Source organism: Luteibacter sp. 3190, from assembly GCF_031456385.1.
Classification (GTDB): domain Bacteria; phylum Pseudomonadota; class Gammaproteobacteria; order Xanthomonadales; family Rhodanobacteraceae; genus Luteibacter.
Map to the genome: position 1 here is coordinate 2,101,454 of NZ_JAVDUO010000001.1, position 19,027 is coordinate 2,120,480.

Below are 19,027 nucleotides of genomic sequence, written 5' to 3' on the forward strand. Positions count from 1 at the left end.
CGCCGCGCTGTCCGAAAGGCCCAGCCGAAGAATCCGGTGCGTGGTCAGGCTCGGCAGAGTCGTGCGACGTCCACCAGGGCGATGAAGCCGTCGTCGCGGGTGATGACACCGCTGACCGGGTCGTCGCGGCGTTCGGCGCGTCCTGGCGGCGGCGGTGCGACCTCGTCGGCGGCGAACGTGAGCATGTCCCCGATGACGTCGATGCGCATGCCCACCACGCTTCCGCTGTCGTCGAAGACGATGACGCGCTGGCTCTCCGCGGCGCCGACTTCGGTCGCGGCGTCCAGGCCGAAGCGGCGGCGACCGTCCAGCACCGGCACGATCTGCCCACGCAGGTTGACGATGCCGAGGACGTCGTCGGGGCTACCGGGAACGGGCGTGATGTCGCCCGGACGGATGACTTCGCGAACGCTCGCAAGCGACACCGCATAACGCTGGCCTTTCAGCGAAAAGCCCAGCCACGCGCCACCTTGGGTTTCGGTCACGGACCCAGCTCCTTTTCCAGCCATTGCACCAGCGCCGTGGTACCGACCACGCCGCACTTGGGTTCGAGGGACATGCCGGCCAGCCACGGACGCGTGGTGGCGCCGATGCGCCACTGGATGGCTTCCGGCAGCAGATCGACCGGCTCGTCGTCCACCACGCAGGCCAGTGCCCAGACACGATCGCGAAGGATCACCAGCGTGCTGACCGGCGCGCCGGCCATGTCGGGCGAAAGCACCGCGGCGAGGTCGGCGACACGCGCCTCACCGCTCGGATGGCGCCAGCGGCCGAGGCAGATGGGGTTGGACGAGTTCGGCGGCGACAACGGCGGCATGGGCAGCAGATGCGTGACGTCGGCCATGGGCACCGCGAGCCTGACGCCGGCGGCGACGCAGAGCAGATAGCGCGTATCGCCGGCGGCGATCGGCTCGCCCAGGGGAGCAGCCTTCCATGGTTCGATGGCGACGACCTGCACGTCCGCGGCGGGTGCGGGCGCGGCGGCGGCGACGGGCGTCAGCAGTTCCGCCAAATAGTCGGCGACGATCTGCTCGGCGTCCTGCATCGCGCGCATCACGCGGCGGCGTCCGTGACGGAGGTCGCCGGCAGCGCCAGCAGCTCCTCGAGGAGCTGACGATAAGCGAGACCGCCGCGGCGTGCGGCCGGCCACGAGGCGAGTGGCACGCCCGCGGCGCTGGCCTCCCGGATCTGGGTGTCGGTCGGAATGACGGCTGCGCTGACGACGTCGCCGTATTGCTCGCGCAACTGCGCGAGGCAGGCGCGCGACGCATGCGTGCGCGCGTCGAAGAGGGTCGGCACGATGGTGCGCGGCATCGGCTTGCCGCGCGAGCGTTCGATCATCGACAGGCTGCGCAGCATGCGCTCGAGGCCCGCGAGCGCGAGCGCCTCGGTCTGCGTCGGCACCAGCAGGCGGTCGCTCGCGGCGAGGGCGTTGACCATCAGCACGCCGAGCGTCGGCGGGCAGTCGAGCAGCACGTGATCGAAATCGGGTGCCAGTTCCGCGAGCGCCTGCGAGAGGATCAGGCCCATCCCGGCTCGCGTGCCGAGCTGGCGGTCGAGCGTGATCATCGCGGCGGACGCCGGCAGCACGCTGAGGCGATCCCACGGGGTCGCGTGCACGAGCGTACCGACGGGCAGCGGGTTGCCGCCCACGCCGAAGAGATCGTAAACGCTGCCATGCGCACCGCCTTCCACGCCGATGTATCCCGACAGCGACGCGTGCGGATCCATGTCGATCAGCAGCGTGCGCTTGCCCGAGGCGGCGAGCAGGCTTCCGAGCGCGACGGCGGTGGTCGTCTTGCCCACGCCGCCCTTCTGGTTGGAGATCGCCCATACGCGCATCAGCGTGCTCCTCCGGCCGGGGCCGCGAGCCGCGCGGCGCCGGCGGTGGGCGCCTCGACCTCCGTCGCGGCCGTGGCGGCCGGGGGTGGCGTGGTGGACGGTGTCGCTCCGGCGAGATCGACGCGGTCGGCGTCGCTGTAGAAACGCGCCGGCGCGGCCTTGTCGCTCATCACCACGATCAGGACGCGCCGATTGCGATTGCGCCCTTCTTCGCTGGCGTTGTTGGCCGTCGGACGGAATTCGCCCCAGCCGATGATGCCGACACGATGCGGATCCACGCCCGTGGTGGTGATCAGTCGCGCCACCGTCGCCGCGCGCGCGGCCGACAGTTCCCAGTTCGACGGGAAGAGCGCGGTCGCGATCGGCGTGTTGTCGGTGTAGCCCTCGATGCGCATCGCGTTGGGAAACGGCGCGAGGATGCCCGCGAGCTTGCGAAGGACGTCTTCCGCGGCGGGCTGCAGCTTCGCCACGCCGACGGGGAACAGGATGTCCGTCCGCACTTCGATCTCCAGCCAGTCCGGGGTCTGCCGGACGCTGACGAGGCTCTTGTCGATCAGCGGCTTCATCGCACGCTTCACTTCATCGGAGATCTGGCTGAGGCTGGCGTTCTCGGTCTTGCCCACCGTGGTGTTCGCCGCGGTGGCGGTATTGACGTTGGCGGCGTCCTGGCGCTCGGCGGCCGCGCCTTCGTGTCCCGGCAACGGCAGGTTGCGCGGCGGGATCGGTACGTCGATCTTCGCGATCGGCGCTGCCGTCGGCGAGCGCGACTGGTTCGGCAGCGGCACCTGCGCGGCCGGCGTCGCGTCGCGGATCGGTTCGATCACCTTGCCGGTGCCGTTGAATGCCTCGTTGATGGACTGCGCCATCACGCGGAACTTGGTCTCGTTCACGGCCGACACCGCGTACATCACCACGAACAAGGCGAGCAGCAGCGTGATCAGATCGCCGTAGGGGATCGCCCAGCGTTCGTGGTTGATGTGTTCTTCGTGGTGCCGTCGCTTCACGACAGGAACCCTTGCAGCTTGCTCTCGATGTGCCGCGGGTTGTCGCCCTGCGCGATCGAAACCAGACCCTCGACGAGGATCTCGCGCATCTGCGAGCGCTGGCGGGCGAGGCCCTTCAGACGCGAGGCCATCGGCAGCGCTAAAAGGTTGGCGAGGCCGATGCCGTAAATGGTGGCGACGAACGCCGCCGCGATGCCGTGGCCGAGCTTGCTCGGTTCGGCGAGGTTCTGCATGACCGACATCAGGCCCATCACGGCGCCGATGATGCCCATCGTGGGGGAATAGGCGCCGGCGTTCTCGAAGACCTTGGCGGCTTCGATGTCGGTGTGCTCGCGCGCGAGCACTTCCACTTCGAGCACCGAGCGCATGGCGTCGGGTTCCGTGCCGTCGACCAGCAGCTGGAGGCCCTTGCGGATGAACGGATCGGTCTCACGCTCGATGGCCGGCTCGAGACCGAGCAGGCCCGTGCGGCGCGAGATTTCGCTCCAGCCGACGATGCGGCTGACGAGGTTCTCCGACTCGATGTCGGGCGGACGATACACCCAGGGCAGCATGCTCCACGCACGCTTGAGCACCGCCCCGGGCGTCTGCACGAGCAGCGCGGCGAACGTGCCGAGGAAGACGATCACGAAGGCCGCCGGGTTCCACAGGGCGTCGAGGCTCGACCCCTTGAGGATGGTTCCCACGATGATGACCACGAAGGCCAGGATCGTCCCGACGACGCTCACGATATCCATGTCAGACAGCCATCCTTAGCGAGGGCAGCACCTGGCCGCCGTCGTCGGCGAGGCCTGCGAGATCCAGCACCAGCGCGATCCGGCCGTCGCCGGTGATGGTCGCGCCGGCGACGCCGGGAACATCCTTGAGAAACGGACCGAGCGGCTTGGCCATGACGTCCTCGCGGCCGAGCACCTCGTCGACGAGGCAGCCGAGCGTCTGGTGCCCGATCTGCACCACGACGACGTGACCGCCCTTCCCCGCCGCGCCGGCCCAGCGGCCGAGGTCGGCCAGCGGCAGCGCGCGCTGGCGGTGGGCCGCGACGATGCGTCCGTCCAGTTCCTGGATCTGGCCGGGAACGAGTTCGAAGACCTCGGCGACGTTCGACATCGGCAGCGAGAGCAGACGGTCGCCCACGCGCACCATCAGCACGCGAAGGATCGCGAGCGTGAGTGGCACCGAGAGGCGGACCGTGCTGCCGTGCCCGACGCGCGAGTCGATCGACAACGTGCCGCCGAGCTCGACGATCTTGGTCTTGACGACGTCCATGCCGACGCCGCGGCCGGAGATGTCGGAAACCTGGCTCGCCGTGGAGAAGCCGGGGCGGAACACGATCTCGTAGCACTCGCGCTCGTCGAGGCGCGCGGCCTGCTCCTCGTCCATCAGCCCCTTTTCGACCGCCTTGCGGCGCAGGACCTCGGGATCCATGCCCTTGCCGTCGTCGGTGACGGTGATGACGATGCGGTCGCCGAACTGGCCCGCCGCGAGGCGCACCGTGCCGGCGCGCGGCTTGCCCTCGCGGGCACGCGCGTCGGGCATCTCGATGCCGTGGTCGACGGCGTTGCGCAGCAGGTGCACCAGCGGATCGGCCAGGGCCTCGACCACGGTGCGGTCGATGTCGGTGTCCTCGCCCTCGGTGACGAGCTCGATCTCCTTGCCGAGCTGGCGGGCAAGATCGCGCACGATGCGCGGGAAGCGGGAGAACAGCTTGCCCACCGGCTGCATGCGCATGCGCAGCACGGCGTTCTGCAGATCTTCGGCCACGCGCTCGAGCTCGCCGATCGCGCGCTCCATGGGATCGTTCGTGCCGCGTGGCGCGAGGTTGCTCAGGCGGTTGCGCACCAGCACGAGTTCGCCCGCGGCGTCGACGAGACCGTCGAGGCGGTGCGTGTCGACGCGGACGGTGGTGTCGGCCGTCTGGGCGCCGCGTTTTTCGGTCGCGGCTTTCGGCTTCGCCGATGTGTCGTCGGTGCTGGACGCGGGAGCCGGGGCGACGGGCGCCGCGGTCGCTGCCACCGCCGCCGGCGCAAGCGGCTCGGGCGCCGCAATCGGCGTGGTGCCGGGCGCGGCCGTGCCATGCAGGCTGTCGAGCAGCGCCTCGAATTCGTCGTCGCTGATGGCGTTCGGGTCGGTGGCTGGCGCCGGAGCCTCAACCACCGGTGCCGGAACGACGCCGACGGGCTCGGAGCCCGGCGCAGCCGTGCCGTAAAGCGAGTCGAGCAGCGCTTCGAACTCGTCGTCGGAAATGGTGCCGGACGGTGCCGGCGTGGGCGCCCGATCGCTGCGGGCGGCGTCGAGCATCGCCTCGAATTCGTCTTCGATCGGATCGTGCGCGCGCGCGGGTGCGCTGGCGGCGACCGCCACGGGTGCCGCGAGCGCCACCGGTGCCGCCGTCGCCGCGCGGCCGGGAATGAGCAGGCGATCGAGCAGCGAACGAGGCGCGGCTTCGATCGGCACGCCACCGTCGGCGGCGCGCATCATGTCGTTGAGCAGGTCGAGCGATTCCAGCAGCGCGTCCATGAAGCCCGCATCGAGCACGATCGCGCCGTTGCGGGCCTCGTTGAGGAGATCTTCCGCGCGATGGCACAGCTCGACCATCGGATTGAGGCCGAGGAAGCCCGCGCCACCCTTGACGGTATGGAATGCGCGGAACACCGCGTTCAGCAGTTCGACGTCGCCGGGCGTGGACTCGAGGTCCACCAGCTGTTCGCCCAGGCTCTCGAGCAGTTCCCGCGCCTCGATGAGGAAGACGTTGAGAAGCTCGTTGTCCAGCTCCACGCTCATAAGCGCGCTCAGAACCCGAATTCGCTGAGCAGGCGGTCCACTTCGTCCTGGCTGACCTTGTCGGCCGCCGGTGCCGCGCCGCCCGCGAGCGACCCCGTGAGCCGCACCAGCTCCACGAGCGAGGATTCGACCTTCGCCATGAACGCCTCGACCTGCGCCACGCGCTGGCCGGAGAGGTCCTGCCAGGACTGGGCTTCGACCATTTCGCCGAACCCGATGTCGCAACTCTGCGCGAAGTCGCCCACGCGCACGGCCAGTGCCGTCGCGTTGCTGGCGAACGCCGGATCGGCCTGGTCGAGCACGAGCACCTCGTCGGCCTGGCGGGCCAGCGCCTGCGCCTGGGGGCGCAGCTTCTCGCTGAAGTCGAGCGTGCGGTGGGCCGCCTGCGAGCTCATCTCGAGGACGTCGCGCAGATGCTTGCGCGCGTCGCTCATGTTGCCCGGGACGCCGTCGGTGGAGATATCGGCGGCAAGGCGGCGTGCCGACTCGTGCAGGTCGCGCGCGAGGTGACCGAGCGCGAGGAAGATGTGCTGCTCGCGCGTGCGCAGGAGGTTGTCGAGCGCGTGCTCGAAGGCCACGCTGTCGTCGGCCTCGAAGAGTTCGCGCAGTTCGGGGGCGACGTCGCGGCCGCTGGAAAGCATCGTGTTCATGGTCATCCTTAGCCGGCGGCCGCGGCGAGCCGCTCGAAGATCTTGTCGAGTTTTTCCTTCAGCGTGACGGCCGTGAACGGCTTCACGACGTAGCCGTTCACGCCGCTCTGCGCGGCGGCGATGATCTGGTCGCGATTGTTCTCGGCGGTGACCATCAGCACCGGCAACGCCTTGAGCGCGGCGTCCGCGCGGATGGCGCGCAGGAGCTCGATGCCCGTCATGTTGGGCATGTTCCAGTCGGTGACCACGAGGTCGAAGGATTGCGAGCGCAGCATTGCGAGGGCCGCGTTGCCGTCTTCGGCTTCCTGGATCAGGGTGTTGGTGAAGCCGAGCTCCACCAGCAGGTTCCTGACGATGCGTCGCATGGTGGAGAAATCGTCCACCACGAGGATCTTCATGTTCTTGTCCAAAACTCGTCTCCGCCTTGCTGACCGCGCGTGCTTCTTACCGGCGACGGCACCGGGATGCCGTCAATGCTTGTCTTTCCAACCCGACATGCGAGCACGGAGGCGGATCAGGGCCTGGCCATGGATCTGGCACACCCGCGATTCGCTCACCCCCAGCACCGCACCGATTTCCTTCAGGTTGAGTTCTTCATCGTAGTACAGCGACATGACCAGCTTCTCGCGCTCGGGCAGTCCGTCGATGGACTGCGCCAGCGCGTCGCGCAGGCCTTCCTGCTCGAACAATCCTTCCGGGCCCGTGGCGTCCGGGTCCGCGACGTCGATCGCCGCGCCCTCGTCGCCTTCGGGCGCCGTCAGGCTCAGCAACCGCGCGCTCGCCGCGTCGGCCAGGATCTGGTTGTATTCCATGGCGTCGATGCCCAGCCGCTTCATCACTTCCGCGTCTTCGGCATCCGCGCCCGTCTCGTTTTCGATCTGCCTCGTCACCTCCGCCACCTCGCGCAACTTCCGGTGGACGGAGCGCGGGGTCCAGTCCGTCTTGCGCAGTTCGTCCAGCATGGCGCCACGTATGCGGATGCCCGCATAGGTTTCGAAGCTGGCCGCGCGAGTCGGCGAATAATTCCTCGCGGCCTCGAGCAGTCCGATCATCCCGGCCTGCATGAGGTCGTTAGCATCCACGCTTGGCGGCAGCCTGCCCATCAGGTGATAGGCGATGCGGCGCACCAGCGGCGCGTGAGTCCTCACCAGTTGGTCAGGCGGAATCCGCGTGATCTCCAGGTATTCGGTCGCGACACTCACAGTGGCAGCCCTCCCCCCAGGTGGGACCGTTCGGCGAAGAAACCGATACGGCCCTGCGCGCGGGGCTCGGGTTCACCCCATGTATCGACCGACCTGGCCAGATTCTTGAATCCGACCGCGGAGCGGCTGCTCGGCCAGGCGTCGACGACCGCCGCCTGGCGGCGGATGGCCTGGCGCAGGTACTCGTCGTGCGGCACCATCCCCATGAAATCGAGCGACACGTCGAGGAAGCGGTTGGTGACCCGGGACAGCTTCTCGAACAGCTGGCGGCCTTCCTGGGCGTGCCGGACCATGTTCGCCACGATGCGGAAGCGGTTGACCGCGAACTCGCGGCTCATGACCTTGATCAGGGCATAGGCGTCGGTCAGCGAGGCAGGCTCGTCGCAGACCACCACCACCACCTCGTCGGACGCCGCGGCGAACATCGACACGCTGTCGGAGATGCCGGCGGCCGTGTCGACGATCAGGTATTCGGGGGGCAACGTGTACTCGTCGAACGCGCGGATGACCGCGGCGTGCTCGATGTTCGGCAGCTGGGCCATGCGACGGGCGCCGGACGTGGCCGGGATGACCTTCAGGCCGTGCGCGGCCGGGAGCACCAGGTCCTCGATGGCGCATTCGCCTTCGAGCATGTGCCCGAGGTGCCGCGTGGGCTGGAGGCCGAGGAGCACGTCGATGTTCGCCATCGCGAGGTCGGCGTCCAGCAACAGCACGTCGCGCCCGCCCATGGCCAGGGCCATGCCGAGGTTCACGGCCACCGTGGTCTTGCCCACGCCGCCCTTGCCGCCCGCGATCGCGATGCTGCGGGTGGGCCGGCGGTCGGCGAGCCAGTTGAGGCCGGCGGCCTGGGTCGTATCGACGTGTGTGTTCATAGAAAGATCACTGCAGGAATGGGACGGAGTCACGCAGGGAGTCGGGCGGGCGCGGCGCGGCCGGTCAGGCCATCGCCGGGGGTGAGAGGCCGAACCGTTCGGCCAGGACGGCGTCGTCGGGTTCGTCGTTGCGCTGCTTGAGGAGCTGTGCGGCCAGGCAGACGAGCTTGCGCGCGTCGGCCGTGGCGATGTCTTCGGGCACGCGCTGACCATCCGTGGTGTAGTCCAGCGGCATGCCGTGGCGGATCACCGCCGAGAGGGCGCCGCCGATCAGCGGCGCTTCGTCGAGCTTGGTGAGGATCGCGCTCTGCGGCGCCAGCGGCGCATAGGCGCGGATGGCGTTGTCGATCGCCTGCGCCTGCGCGTTGGCGGCGAGCACCAGGCAGACGCGGACGTCGGAGGTCGCGCGCAGCGTCTCGAACTGCTGTTGCAGCTTGGGATCGTTGCCGGCGAGGCCCGCGGTGTCGACCAGCACGGTATGACGGCCGCGCAGCTGCAACAGCACGTTGCGCAGGCTGGTGGCGTCGTGGGCGTTGAACACGCGCACGCCGAGCAACCGGCCGTAATGCTCAAGCTGGGCGCCGGCGCCGATGCGGTACTGGTCGGCGCTGATCAGGGCGACGTTCGACGCGCCGTGGCGAAGCACCGCGCGCGCGGCGAGCTTGGCGATGGTCGTCGTCTTGCCGACGCCAGTGGTGCCGACCAGCGCGGTGACGCCGCCACCGACGGTGTCGAAGTTGCGACCCGACGTGCGAATGTGACGGGACAGGATACCGAGCGGCAGATACCGCGCCTGCTCGGCCGTCATGCCCGGCGGCAGTTCGGCGCTGAGCGAGCGGGCGACGTCGCCGTCGATGCCCAGACGGGTCATCTCGCGCAGCACGCGGGCGCGCAGCGGCTGGTCGCGGTCCATCTGATTCCAGGCGAGCGTCGAGAGCTGCACTTCGAGCATCTCGCGCAGGTTGTTGATCTCGGCGCGCACGCCGTTGACGGCGGCATCGTTGGCCGGGGCGACCGTGGCCGCGCGGACCACGTCGGCGACGCTCGCGGCGAGCGCGGCGCTGGACTGACGCTGCGGCGCGTTGCCCGTCCCGGCGAGGCCCGCCTTCGCGGCGCGTTCCACGGCGGCGGCGGTCGCGGCGCGGGCCTGGTCGATGCGCGCGGCGCGCTCGGCTTCGTCGCGCTGGGCGCGGATCGGCGCCTCTTCGCGCTTCGGCGCCGGCGCGTCGATGCCGAAACCGGCCTCGCGGACCAGGGCCTCGTCGTAATCGAGGGCGGCGATGATCTCGATACCGTCGTCCATCCGACGCGTCGACAGGATCACCGCGTCGGGACCCTGTTCGTCACGGACCTGGCGCATGGCCTGGCGCATGTCGGGAGCAACGAATCGTTTGATTTTCATGCCTTCGATCCTGTCTTCGTCCTGGCGCCCGTCGCGGGGACGCCATCAGTTTCTTCCGCTTGCGCCCCGCGTTCTCCGCGCGACGTCTCAAGTCCTATCGCCCGAGGGCCGTCACCAGCTTGACGCGCCGGTTGTCCGGAACCTCGTTGTAGGCGAGTACATGCAGGTTTTGGGCCACATGACGCGTGAAGCGCGAAAGCCATGGACGCAACGCCGGCGACACCAGGAGCACCGCCGGTTCCCCGGCCGCTTCCTGCCGCCGCGAGGCCTCCGCGACCGACTGCTGGAGGCGGTCCGCCAGACCCGGCTCGACCGCGGCGCCGGCGGGACCGCCACCCTGGAGCGACTGCAGCAGGATCTGTTCGAGATCCGGCGCCAAAGTAATGACAGGCACTTCCGTGCCGAGACCCGCGATCTCCTGCACGATCTGGCGGCCGAGGGTGACGCGCACCGCGGCGGCGAGGACGCCCGGATCCTGGCTCTGGCCCGCATGCTCGGCGAGCGATTCCACGATGCCGCGGAAGTTGCGGATGGGCACGCGCTCGGCGAGCAGGTTCTGCAGCACCTTGACCACCGCGCCGAGCGACAGGCGCTTGGGCACCAGGTCTTCCACGAGCTTCGGGGTCTGCTGCGCGAGGCGGTCGAGGAGCTGCTGGACGTCCTGGTGGCCGATGAGCTCGTGCGCGTGGTTCTGCAGGATGTGCGAGAGGTGCGTCGCGATGACGGTGGCGGGATCGACCACCGTGTAGCCCAGCGTCTGCGCGTGCTCGCGCAGGCCCGGCTCGATCCAGACGGCGTCGAGGCCGAAGGCCGGATCGCGCGTGGCGATGCCGTTGATCGTGCCGTGCACGCGGCCCGGATCGATCGCCAGCATGCGCTCGGTGTGGATCTCGGCTTCGCCCATCGGCACGCCCATCAGCGAGATGCGATAGCCGTGGGGCACGAGGTCGAGGTTGTCGCGGATGTGCACCGACGGCACGAGGAAGCCGAGTTCCTGCGAAAGCTTGCGACGCACGGACTTGATCCGCGCCATGAGCTCGCCGCCCTGCGCCTTGTCCACGAGCGGGATCAGGCGGTAGCCGACCTCCAGGCCGATCGTGTCGACCTGCGCCACGTCCTCCCACGACAGTTCGAGACGCTCGGCCGGCGGCGCCGACTCGAGCGCCAGCTCGGTACCCGGCGTGCCCGCGCCGGACACGATGCCCGCGGCCGCGTCGAGCTGCTTGCGGTGCAACTTCCACGCGCCGAAGCCGGCCACGCCGGCGAGGATCAGGAACGGGATGTTCGGCATGCCCGGGATCAGGCCCATCGTGCCGAGCACGACCGCCGCGACGCCCAGCGCCTTCGGCTGGCCGAACAGCTGCCCCATGACGTGTTTGCCCATTTCCTGGGACTTCGACACGCGGGTGACGATCACGGCGGTGGCGATCGAGAGCATCAGGCCCGGCACCTGCGCCACCAGGCCGTCGCCGATGGTCAGCAGCGTATAGGTGCGCGCCGCCTCGCCGGCCGAGAGGCCGTGCTGGAGCATGCCGATGAAGAAGCCGCCGATGATGTTGATCGCGAGGATCAGGATGCCGGCCGTCGCGTCGCCGCGGACGAACTTGGAGGCACCGTCCATCGAGCCGTAGAAGTCGGCTTCCTCGCGGACCTCCTGCCGGCGCTCGCGCGCCTGCTCCTGCGTCAGCAGACCGGCGTTGAGGTCGGCGTCGATCGCCATCTGCTTGCCGGGCATCGCGTCGAGGGTGAAGCGCGCCGTCACTTCGGACACGCGGGTGGCACCCTTGGTGACGACCACGAAGTTGATGATCGTCAGGATGGCGAAGACGACGAAACCCACGGCGAAGTTGCCGCCGATGACGAATTCGCCGAACGCCTCGATCACCTTGCCCGCCGCTCCCGGGCCGTTGTGGCCGTGGAGCAGGACGACGCGCGTCGACGCGATGTTCAGCGCCAGGCGAAGCAGCGTGGCGAACAGCACCACGGTGGGGAACGACGCCAGCTCCAGCGGCCGCATCACGTACATCGTGGCCAGCAGGATCACCAGCGACAGCGCGATGTTGAAGGTGAACAGCAGGTCGAGCATGAACGGCGGCAGGGGCAGCATCATCATGCCGAGCATGATCAGCATCGCCACCGGCGCCGCGATGCCGCGGCGGCCAATCTGGCGGAACGTGCCCATGAAGCTGGGGGAAGCTGCCATCGTCAGTTATCCATTCTGTAGGGACCCAGGAGGTCCGGGTCGATCTCCTGCCGGGGCAGGTCGGGCGGCAGGTCGCCCATGGCGATCGCCTGCTTCAGCCGGAACACGTAGGCCAGTATCTGGGCCACCGCGACGTACAGCCCCGCGGGGATTTCGCGTCCGATTTCCGTCGTGTGATACAAGGCGCGTGCCAACGGAGGGGCTTCGACCACGGGAACCTTCGCGCCACCACCGATATCGCGGATCTGCTGGGCGATGACGTCCATGCCCTTGGCCACCACGCGCGGCGCTCCCATGCGGTTTTCGTCGTATTTCAGGGCGACAGCGAAGTGGGTCGGATTGGTCACGATCACGTCGGCCGTCGGCACGTCTTCCATCATCCGGCGACGCGCCATCTGGTGCTGCATCTGGCGGATTTTTGACTTCAGCTCGGGACTGCCCTCGTTCTCCTTGTGCTCGTCCTTCACTTCCTGCTTCGTCATCTTCATCTTCTTGGTGAAGCTGAACTTCTGCCAGGGAGCGTCCACCAGTGCGATGGCGCCGAGCGCGCAGCCGAAGACGAGCGAGGCGTGCCCGAAGATGCCGAACGCCTTGGCGATCCCGTCCGCGACCGGGCCGGTGCCGACGCTGTACATGTCGTGCGTGGAGCGCAGCAGGAACCACGCTAGGGCGCCGCCGATCAGGATGAGCTTGAGCACCGATTTGCCCAGCTCGACCAGACCGTTGACGGACACGAGCCGGCCGAAGCCCTTGATCGGGTCGAGGCGATCGAATTTCGGGGCCAGCGCCTTGGTGGAAAAATTCAGCCCGCCCATCACCGCCGGCGCCGCGACCGCGGCGACCATGGTCACGGCGAAGACGGGTCCGAGCAGCTTGAGGCCCTCCAGCGCGGCGGTCATCAGCGCCCGGTACAGGCCGTTCGTGGCGAACAGGTCGTCGCGGCCGTAGTTCAGGCCCACGCGCATGATGTTCGCGGCGTGGACCGACATCTGGTCGCGCGAGGCGATCAGCGTGGCGACGCCCGAGAGGACGACGATCGCGGTCGACAGATCGCGCGAACGCGGCAGATCGCCCTTCTCGCGCGCTTCGCGAAGGCGTTTTTCACTAGGGGCTTCGGTGCGGTCGTCCTTTTCGCTCTCGCTCACGGGGAAGGCCTCCCGATGAGCTGGCGCATGGTGTCCCACGCGTCCGTCTGCAGCGAATCGAACGCGCCCGGGAGCGCGCGCAGGGCGAGCCAGACGGCCAGCAGGCCGAGGCAGATGGTGATCGGGAAGCCCACCGCGAACAGGTTCATGGACGGCGCCGAACGGCTGATCGCGCCGAAGCCGAGGTTGACCACGAGCGTGGCCGTCAGCGCGGGCAAGGCCACGCGCACGGCGCCGGAGAACAGGTGCGTCGCGAAGTCCAGCACGCCCCAGATGCCGTTCGCTCCGATGCCCTGCTCGCCCACGGGAAGCGTGCGGAAGCTGTCGGCCAGCAGGGAGATGAGCTGCAGATGGCCGTTCATGACAAGGAACAGCAGCGTCACCAGCATCATGTAGAACTGGCTGAGCACCGACACCGTGCCGCCCAGACCCGGGTTGATCGTCTCGGCGAAGCCGAGGCTCATCGCCTGCGACACCAGCTGGCCGGCGAACGACACGGCCTCGAAGATCAGCCTGAGGATGAAACCCAGCGCGGCGCCGACCAGCACCTGCTGCGCCAGCGTCGCGATGCCCTGTGCCGAGATCGGACGGACGTCGAGCGGCGCCAGCGGCGCGAGCACCATGGTCAGGACCAGCGCCAGCCCCAGGCGAACGCGCATCGGGATCGTCGTCGCGCCGAGCACGGGGGCGACGAGCAGCAGGCCCGAGATGCGCGCGAGCGCCCAGCAGGCGCCGCCGACCCATCCCTCGAGCTGGCCGAAGTCGATCGGCATCAGCGGACCGCCTGGGGGAGGTTCTCGATGAGCGTGCGGGTGAACTGCACCAGCGTGCGCAGCATCCACGGGCCGGCGATGATCATGACCAGCGCCATCGAGATGAGCTTCGGGATGAAGCTCAGCGTCTGCTCGTTGATCTGCGTCGCCGCCTGGATCATGCCGATCAGCAGGCCGACTGCGAGCGCCGTGAGGAGCAGCGGCGCGCCGATGAGCATCGCGATGTGCAGGGCCTGCTGGCCGAAGCCGATGACGGATTCCGGCGTCATTGGAAGAAACTCCCCGCCAGCGTGCCCAGCAGCAGCGTCCAGCCGTCGACCAGCACGAAGAGCATGATCTTGAAGGGCAGCGAGATGATCATCGGCGACACCATCATCATGCCCATCGACATCAGCACGGAGGCGACGACCAGATCGATGATGAGGAACGGGATGAACAGCAGGAAGCCCATCTGGAACGCCGTCTTCAGCTCGCTGGTGACGAACGCCGGGAGCGCGACGCGGTACGGCACCGCGTCCTTGTCGGCATACGGCTGTTCGCCGGCCAGCTTCGTGAAGAGCTGCAGATCGGGCTCGCGCGTCTGTTCGAGCATGAAATGGCGGAACGGCGCGGCCGCCAGCGGCAGCGCCTGCTGCACGCTCATCTGGCCGTCCATGTACGGCTTGATGCCCGCGTCGTACGCCTTGTTGATCACGGGCGTCATGACGAAAAGCGTGAGGAACAGCGACAGGCCCAGGATGACCTGGTTCGGCGGCGTGCTGTTGGTGCCGAGCGCCTGGCGCAGGAAGCCGAGCACGATGATGATGCGCGTGAACGACGTCATCATCAGCAGGATCGCCGGCAGCGCGGTGAGCGCCGTCATCAGCGCCAGCAGCTGGATCGACAGCGACCATGTCTGGCCGCCGTTGGCGCCCGGCTGCACGTTCAGCAGCTGGATGCCCGGGGGATCGGCGGCGAACGCCGGAAACGGGGCCAGAAGGAGAAGAAGGAGGACGAGCCAGGGCCAGCGCTTCATGGGCGCTTCCACTGGGCCAGGACGTCGCGGAACCCGCGGATCGGAGGCGTCGGGCCCGCCGGGGTGTCGACCTCGACCGGCGTCTCGAGCACGTGCAGCGTGCGCAACCCACCCGTCGGCGAGGCGCCGACCAGCAATTGCGTACCGCCGACTTCGAGCAGCATGACCTTTTCCTTGATGCCGACCGGCATCGATTCGATGACGCGGATCTTGCGTCCGCCCGGACGCACGCGCGCCTGGGCACGGCGGCTGAGCCAGCCGACGAAGAAGATGAGCGCCACGACGCCGAGCAGGCTGATCAGCACGCGGAACAGTTCCGCGCCGGTGTCGACCGCCGGGGCGGCAGCCGGAGCCGCCACCAGGGCGCAGGGCAGGAAGCCGCCCGCGAGGGCGGCGACGGTACGGCGCACGTGGATCACCGCAGCTTGCGGACGCGCTCGGCCGGGCTGATCACATCGGTCAGCCGGATGCCGAATTTCTCGTTGATGACGACGACCTCGCCATGGGCGACGAGGGTGCCGTTGACGAACACGTCGAGCGGTTCGCCGGCGGCGCGGTCGAGTTCGACGACCGAACCCTGGTTGAGCTGGAGCAGGTTGCGGATGCTGAGCTTGGTGCGGCCGACTTCCATCGCCATGGTGACCGGCACGTCGAGGATGACGTCGAGGTTCACCTCGTTGCCGAGGCCGATGGACGAGGCCAGCGAGGCGTCGCTGGAGTCGATTGCGTCGAGGGTGGTGGGTTCGTTCATGTCCGTTCCAGTGAGAGACGTTGCCGGGTGCAGGCCATGTGAAGCAAGCGGCGTGCCACGGGTCTGGTCGACGGGAAGGATGGTGAAAACGGCGTCGCGACGCGGTTCGGGAAATGCGGGCGGTGTCGCAGTCGGGATGTGACGCAACGCGACAGTCAGAAAGCTGACGCTCGACGGCAGTTAGTCACCAAGACGGGCCATTGACGGGGTCGCGCTGCCGTACGTCGATCGCCGATACGATCGGCTCCCACCCCTTCGGTAGCCGGGTCCGGCCAGCAGCTACCGAAGGGTGGAGCCGATCGTATCGGCGATGCCGGCCGACGGCCGGCCACGGCGCGTCAGACCGGCTCGGTCACCGGCTGGGCGGGGGCCACGGCGGGGCGCGGCGCGTTCCGACGCAGCAGCGAGTCGAACTGCACCGCCTTGTTGCCGCCCGAGTTCGCCATGCGGCCACGGAAGATGGGCACGTCTTCGGCGAAGACGGTCGCCGTCTCCGGCAGACTGATCGGAATCACGTCGCCCTTGCGCAGGTGCAGGAAGTCGCCGATGGTCAGGCGCGCCTCGGCCAGCAGCGACGTGATCTCGACCTCGGCGTCGAGGATTTCCTCGTGCAGGTTCTGGATCCAGCGATCGTCGCGTTCGGCGCGGTCGCTCTGCACGCCCGCGTCGAGGAGCTCGCGGATGGGCTCCACCATGGAATACGGTAGCGTCAGGTGCACTTCGCCGCCGCCACCGTCGAGCTCGATATGGAAGCGCGAGACGACCACCGTCTCCGTCGGGCTGACGATGTTCGCGAACTGCGGGTTGATCTCGGAGTTCAGGAACTCGAACTGCATCTTCAGCACCGGTGCCCAGGCCTCGGCCATCGCGGTGAAGGCCTCCTGCAGCACGATCTGGATGACGCGGTTCTCGGTCGGCGTGAAGTCGCGTCCTTCGATGCGGGCGTGGTAACGACCGTCGCCGCCGAAGAAGTTGTCGATCACCGTGAAGACGAGGCGCGGCTCGAACACCATCAGCGCGGTGCCGCGCAGCGGTTTGATGCGGATGAGGTTGAGGTTGCTCGGCACGGCCAGCGAATGGACGTACTCGTTGAACTTGGTCATCTTCACGCCGAGGACCGACACCTCGCACGATTTCCGCAGCACGTTGAACAGATTGGCGCGGAAATAGCGGGCGAAGCGGTCATTGACCATCTCCAGCGTCGGCAGGCGGCCGCGAACGATGCGGTCCTGCTGGGTGAAGTCGTAGTCCTGGATGCCGCCAGGCGGCGGGAGTTCGACCTCGGTCTCGACCGCGCCACCTTCCACGCCCGCGAGCAGGGCGTCGATTTCTTCCTGGGTGAGGATGTCGCTCATGGCCGCGGAGTCCCCGTCACTGCATGATGAAGCTGGTGAAATAGACCGCGTCCACGCCGGGACGCCCGATCTTCGCCTTGAGCACGCGCTGGATCTCCGCGAGCGCCGACGCCTGCAGCTTCTGCTTGCCCTTCACGTCGGACAGCGACTTCACGTCCTGTGCCGAGAACAGCATGAGCAGGGCGTTGCGGATCTCGGGGTCCGCCTCTTTCGCCGCGGCGATCGCTTCCGGGTCGTGCGACATCACGTTGACGCCCACCTGGAGGAAACGCAGCGCGTTCTCGTCCTGGAAATTGACGACGAACGCCGGATCGAGCTGGAGGTAGACCGCCGGCTTCGACTTCGCGACCTCGGCTGCGCTCTCGGCGCCTTTGTGGCCGCCCTTCAGCATGAACCACGCACCGGCGCCGCCCGCGGCAAGGACGACAAGCGCGCCGACGATGAGCACGAGGCCCTTCTTTTTCTTTTTCGGTGCGCCTTCGGCGTCGGTGGGAGCTGCTGCGGCCATGCTTGGAAACCTCTGGTGCGAATTCGTCGGATGTATCGGCCCTCGCGGGCCCCGGTACTAGTGTGCAATCGGCGTGCCAGTGGCGACGCAACGGAAAAGGCCCAATTTACCGGGGTGTGACGTGGTTTGCGTCAGTCGGAATACCGGCACAAGTCGAAACTTTGACGCCCCGCTGGAACGGACCCGGCCGCGACGGCTCCTCGCCGAACGCCACAGGCCCTGTTGCTCTTCGCGAAAAAATGTCGCGGCCAGGGCCGCTCCAACCCAGCCGTTACCCTGTGGGAGCCGACCTGGCCGCGACGGCTCTTCGCCGAACGCCACAGGCCCTGCCGCTCTTCGCGAAAAGATGTCGCGGCCGGGGCCGCTCCTACAGCGTCCGGGCGGGCCCGGTGCTCTGGTCATGCCACCTCGTCGACCAGGCCACGCGGCGAGATGCGCGTCGTGGTGACGACGTCGGGAGCGGCGCCGTCGATATCGCCGCCCTGCCCCGTCGCGCCATTCTGTCCGTCGGCGCCCTGCCCCGTCTGGCGCTGCCCGACGTCGGCCTGGCCGAGGGAGAGCCCGTGGTGCGCGAGCATGGTGTCGAGATGCGACAGCGTCTGCTGGACGGCGTGAACCGCCGCCGGGTGCTGCGCGATGATCGCGACGTTGACCTTGCCGCCATCCATGTTGACGCGCACGTCCATGCTGCCGAGCTCTTCGGGATGCAGCTTGATCCGCGCCTCCTTCACCTGGCCCGAGCCCATCCACGCGATCTGGTCGCCCAGTTCCTGCGCGAACTGCGGCGATGTGGCCGCCTGGGTGGCCTGCATCTGCACGACGGGCGCGGCGCCATGCGCCATCGGCTGGCCATGCACGAGCGGCATCGGGCTTCCGTTCGCCATGTCGATCGCCGAACCGGGATCGTCCTTCCCGATGGCGGCACCGCTCGCCTGGGCGGCCATCAGCGCGTCGAAAGGCGATGCCGTCGCCGCCGGCGCCACGGCAGCCGCCGCGAGCGCACCGCCCGCGTCGGCCGCCGTCGCCAGAAGGCTGGCCTCGGCGTTCTGCGGCTTCGCCGCGTCGCCGGGCAACAGCGCCGCAAGGGCAGCCGTCGCACCCAGGGCACCGCCCACGGGGCCTGCGGTCGCGTCCTTCACGGCGCCCAGGACGCTCGTCGCGGCCTCCGTGACCTTCACGGGCACGCCGATGAGCGAAAGCATCGTCGCGGCGATCGACGGATCGCCGGTGACCGCGGCGTCGTCCTTCTTGTCAGCCGCCTTTTCGTCGACGGCGGCGTCCTTCGCGGGCGGCGCCTTCGACGGAGGAGCCGCTTTGTCGGTGCCCGTCGCCGTCGACGGATGCTGCGTCTGGCGCGCGTCCGCGTGAGCGGCGTCGAGGGCGGCGTCGAACCGCTTCGACGGTGCCGCATCGTCCTGCACGCGCGGGCCCGTGGGCGCCGGGGACGAAGCGGCAGCGTGCGCGGTCTGAAGGGCGAGCGTGGCGTTGTTCATGGGGTTGATCCGTGCATTTCGTTCGGTGATG

General features: G+C 68.6%; 21 protein-coding genes. All 21 read right to left on the minus strand.

Features of this window, described 5'->3' with window-relative positions; all coding sequences use genetic code 11:
• Window positions 1-44: 44 nt before the first annotated feature.
• Complete coding sequence (locus tag J2X58_RS09490) at window positions 45-485, minus strand: chemotaxis protein CheW (RefSeq protein WP_310047781.1); 441 nt, start codon at window positions 483-485, stop codon at window positions 45-47.
• A complete protein-coding gene (locus J2X58_RS09495; protein ID WP_310047783.1) occupies window positions 482-1,054 on the minus strand; it encodes a hypothetical protein in 573 nt (190 codons plus the stop codon). Before J2X58_RS09495 ends, J2X58_RS09490 begins: the two co-directional genes overlap by 4 nt.
• Entirely contained in the window at window positions 1,054-1,842 is a 789-nt protein-coding gene (locus J2X58_RS09500; RefSeq protein ID WP_310047785.1) for a ParA family protein, read from the minus strand. Before J2X58_RS09500 ends, J2X58_RS09495 begins: the two co-directional genes overlap by 1 nt.
• Complete coding sequence (gene motD, locus J2X58_RS09505) at window positions 1,842-2,846, minus strand: flagellar motor protein MotD (protein WP_310047787.1); 1,005 nt, start codon at window positions 2,844-2,846, stop codon at window positions 1,842-1,844. Before motD ends, J2X58_RS09500 begins: the two co-directional genes overlap by 1 nt.
• Window positions 2,843-3,583 (minus strand): flagellar motor protein, encoded by a 741-nt coding sequence (locus J2X58_RS09510; protein ID WP_090176706.1) that lies wholly within the window; start codon window positions 3,581-3,583, stop codon window positions 2,843-2,845. The genes motD and J2X58_RS09510 overlap by 4 nt, the downstream gene beginning before the upstream one ends.
• Before the next feature lies 1 nt (window position 3,584).
• Window positions 3,585-5,627 carry a chemotaxis protein CheA gene (locus J2X58_RS09515; protein WP_310047789.1) on the minus strand — a complete coding sequence of 681 codons (2,043 nt, stop codon included), beginning with the start codon at window positions 5,625-5,627 and terminating at the stop codon, window positions 3,585-3,587.
• Between the two features lie 8 nt (window positions 5,628-5,635).
• Complete coding sequence (locus tag J2X58_RS09520; protein ID WP_255364488.1) at window positions 5,636-6,277, minus strand: protein phosphatase CheZ; 642 nt, start codon at window positions 6,275-6,277, stop codon at window positions 5,636-5,638.
• A gap of 8 nt (window positions 6,278-6,285) precedes the next feature.
• Window positions 6,286-6,687, minus strand: a complete 402-nt coding sequence (gene cheY / locus J2X58_RS09525; protein WP_090052120.1) for a chemotaxis response regulator CheY — start codon at window positions 6,685-6,687, stop codon at window positions 6,286-6,288.
• Between the two features lie 60 nt (window positions 6,688-6,747).
• Window positions 6,748-7,479, minus strand: coding sequence for an RNA polymerase sigma factor FliA (locus J2X58_RS09530; protein WP_090052119.1), 732 nt, complete (start codon window positions 7,477-7,479; stop codon window positions 6,748-6,750).
• On the minus strand, window positions 7,476-8,351 hold the full coding sequence (locus J2X58_RS09535; protein ID WP_090052117.1) for a P-loop NTPase: 876 nt from the start codon (window positions 8,349-8,351) through the stop codon (window positions 7,476-7,478). The genes J2X58_RS09530 and J2X58_RS09535 overlap by 4 nt, the downstream gene beginning before the upstream one ends.
• Before the next feature lie 64 nt (window positions 8,352-8,415).
• The gene (gene flhF / locus J2X58_RS09540) at window positions 8,416-9,753 is read right to left on the minus strand and encodes a flagellar biosynthesis protein FlhF (RefSeq protein WP_310047794.1); all 1,338 of its coding nucleotides are present in this window, start codon (window positions 9,751-9,753) and stop codon (window positions 8,416-8,418) included.
• A 94-nt stretch (window positions 9,754-9,847) separates the two neighbouring features.
• Entirely contained in the window at window positions 9,848-11,956 is a 2,109-nt protein-coding gene (gene flhA, locus J2X58_RS09545) for a flagellar biosynthesis protein FlhA (RefSeq protein WP_310047796.1), read from the minus strand.
• A 2-nt stretch (window positions 11,957-11,958) separates the two neighbouring features.
• Window positions 11,959-13,101 (minus strand): flagellar biosynthesis protein FlhB, encoded by a 1,143-nt coding sequence (flhB, locus tag J2X58_RS09550; RefSeq protein WP_310047799.1) that lies wholly within the window; start codon window positions 13,099-13,101, stop codon window positions 11,959-11,961.
• Window positions 13,098-13,874, minus strand: a complete 777-nt coding sequence (gene fliR, locus J2X58_RS09555; RefSeq protein WP_255364489.1) for a flagellar biosynthetic protein FliR — start codon at window positions 13,872-13,874, stop codon at window positions 13,098-13,100. The genes flhB and fliR overlap by 4 nt, the downstream gene beginning before the upstream one ends.
• Window positions 13,874-14,143, minus strand: coding sequence for a flagellar biosynthesis protein FliQ (gene fliQ / locus J2X58_RS09560; protein WP_089974172.1), 270 nt, complete (start codon window positions 14,141-14,143; stop codon window positions 13,874-13,876). The genes fliR and fliQ overlap by 1 nt, the downstream gene beginning before the upstream one ends.
• Window positions 14,140-14,889: a flagellar type III secretion system pore protein FliP gene (gene fliP, locus J2X58_RS09565; RefSeq protein ID WP_310047801.1), complete on the minus strand. Its 750-nt coding sequence runs from the start codon at window positions 14,887-14,889 to the stop codon at window positions 14,140-14,142. The genes fliQ and fliP overlap by 4 nt, the downstream gene beginning before the upstream one ends.
• Complete coding sequence (fliO, locus tag J2X58_RS09570; RefSeq protein ID WP_254778967.1) at window positions 14,886-15,299, minus strand: flagellar biosynthetic protein FliO; 414 nt, start codon at window positions 15,297-15,299, stop codon at window positions 14,886-14,888. Before fliO ends, fliP begins: the two co-directional genes overlap by 4 nt.
• Window positions 15,300-15,304: 5 nt before the next feature.
• Window positions 15,305-15,640 carry a flagellar motor switch protein FliN gene (gene fliN / locus J2X58_RS09575; RefSeq protein ID WP_090052109.1) on the minus strand — a complete coding sequence of 112 codons (336 nt, stop codon included), beginning with the start codon at window positions 15,638-15,640 and terminating at the stop codon, window positions 15,305-15,307.
• 338 nt (window positions 15,641-15,978) lie between these two features.
• Window positions 15,979-16,995, minus strand: a complete 1,017-nt coding sequence (gene fliM / locus J2X58_RS09580; protein WP_090052108.1) for a flagellar motor switch protein FliM — start codon at window positions 16,993-16,995, stop codon at window positions 15,979-15,981.
• Between the two features lie 16 nt (window positions 16,996-17,011).
• Entirely contained in the window at window positions 17,012-17,503 is a 492-nt protein-coding gene (locus tag J2X58_RS09585; RefSeq protein WP_090052106.1) for a flagellar basal body-associated FliL family protein, read from the minus strand.
• 398 nt (window positions 17,504-17,901) lie between these two features.
• Complete coding sequence (locus tag J2X58_RS09590; RefSeq protein WP_310047802.1) at window positions 17,902-18,996, minus strand: flagellar hook-length control protein FliK; 1,095 nt, start codon at window positions 18,994-18,996, stop codon at window positions 17,902-17,904.
• Between the last annotated feature and the right edge of the window lie 31 nt (window positions 18,997-19,027).

Excerpts from the sequence above, each read along its gene's own strand:
- J2X58_RS09495 (WP_310047783.1), bottom strand. The coding sequence starts at position 1,054 with ATGCGCGCGATGCAGGACGCCGAGCAGATCGTCGCCGACTATTTGGCG.
- J2X58_RS09500 (WP_310047785.1), bottom strand. The coding sequence starts at position 1,842 with ATGCGCGTATGGGCGATCTCCAACCAGAAGGGCGGCGTGGGCAAGACG.
- J2X58_RS09510 (WP_090176706.1), bottom strand. The coding sequence starts at position 3,583 with ATGGATATCGTGAGCGTCGTCGGGACGATCCTGGCCTTCGTGGTCATC.
- J2X58_RS09515 (WP_310047789.1), bottom strand. The coding sequence starts at position 5,627 with ATGAGCGTGGAGCTGGACAACGAGCTTCTCAACGTCTTCCTCATCGAG.
- J2X58_RS09520 (WP_255364488.1), bottom strand. The coding sequence starts at position 6,277 with ATGAACACGATGCTTTCCAGCGGCCGCGACGTCGCCCCCGAACTGCGC.
- J2X58_RS09535 (WP_090052117.1), bottom strand. The coding sequence starts at position 8,351 with ATGAACACACACGTCGATACGACCCAGGCCGCCGGCCTCAACTGGCTC.
- flhF (WP_310047794.1), bottom strand. The coding sequence starts at position 9,753 with ATGAAAATCAAACGATTCGTTGCTCCCGACATGCGCCAGGCCATGCGC.
- flhA (WP_310047796.1), bottom strand. The coding sequence starts at position 11,956 with ATGGCAGCTTCCCCCAGCTTCATGGGCACGTTCCGCCAGATTGGCCGC.
- fliR (WP_255364489.1), bottom strand. The coding sequence starts at position 13,874 with ATGCCGATCGACTTCGGCCAGCTCGAGGGATGGGTCGGCGGCGCCTGC.
- fliQ (WP_089974172.1), bottom strand. The coding sequence starts at position 14,143 with ATGACGCCGGAATCCGTCATCGGCTTCGGCCAGCAGGCCCTGCACATC.
- fliP (WP_310047801.1), bottom strand. The coding sequence starts at position 14,889 with ATGAAGCGCTGGCCCTGGCTCGTCCTCCTTCTTCTCCTTCTGGCCCCG.
- fliN (WP_090052109.1), bottom strand. The coding sequence starts at position 15,640 with ATGAACGAACCCACCACCCTCGACGCAATCGACTCCAGCGACGCCTCG.
- fliM (WP_090052108.1), bottom strand. The coding sequence starts at position 16,995 with ATGAGCGACATCCTCACCCAGGAAGAAATCGACGCCCTGCTCGCGGGC.
- J2X58_RS09585 (WP_090052106.1), bottom strand. The coding sequence starts at position 17,503 with ATGGCCGCAGCAGCTCCCACCGACGCCGAAGGCGCACCGAAAAAGAAA.
- J2X58_RS09590 (WP_310047802.1), bottom strand. The coding sequence starts at position 18,996 with ATGAACAACGCCACGCTCGCCCTTCAGACCGCGCACGCTGCCGCTTCG.